The organism is Thiococcus pfennigii (assembly GCF_016583835.1).
GTDB classification, from domain to species: Bacteria; Pseudomonadota; Gammaproteobacteria; order Chromatiales; family Chromatiaceae; genus Thiococcus; species Thiococcus pfennigii.
This window is the reverse complement of the sequence record NZ_NRRW01000155.1, coordinates 1-608: the sequence shown is the minus strand read 5'-3', so window position 1 is coordinate 608 and position 608 is coordinate 1. Positions and strand designations below refer to the sequence as shown.

General features: G+C 63.5%; 1 pseudogene. It reads left to right on the top strand.

Annotation, left to right across the window (positions count from 1 at the left end):
* A pseudogene (locus tag CKO41_RS18515) lies at positions 1-199 on the top strand (hypothetical protein); the annotation flags it as partial.
* Between the last annotated feature and the right edge of the window lie 409 nt (positions 200-608).

Below are 608 nucleotides of genomic sequence, written 5' to 3'. Positions count from 1 at the left end.
CAAGCCCTTGGAAGGGCTGCGCGAGGTCCCGCGCGCGCCGCGCCGGGCGTTGGCGGAGCCGCTCGCCGGCTTCGCGCGCCGGTATCCCAACCGTGACGAGGCCATGGCTCGGGCCTTCGCCACCGGCGTCTACACGGGGCGTACGGGGTCAAGTCTTGCAATCGCGCATTGCGTGATTGCACATGATTGCAAGAGTTGACCCCGTATCTCGCTTCCTGTCCTGCCGCTGCGACGGCCCTTTGAGCGTCTCGCCCGTCAACCGGATAGTCAGGACCGGGTGCCGGGAGATCGGCCTGCACGGGCGCTAAGGCTCGCACTCGCTGCGCAAGACCTGGGGCTATCAGCAGCGCAAGCGCAACGACGCCTCACTGCCGTTGCTGATGATCGCCTACGGCCACAGCAGCGAGGCCCAGACCCTGCGCTATCTCTTCATCCAGGAACGCGAGCTGCGCGACCTGTTTCCGGGCATGGATTTGTAGCCGGCGCAACGCAGGCCGCGTAACCACATGATCCCCAGAATTTTTCTGGCGATTCCCGGGAAAGCGGTCTATATTGGTTGTTAGAGGTGCAACCGACCCATTCGAAGGATTGACTCATGAGCAAGACTA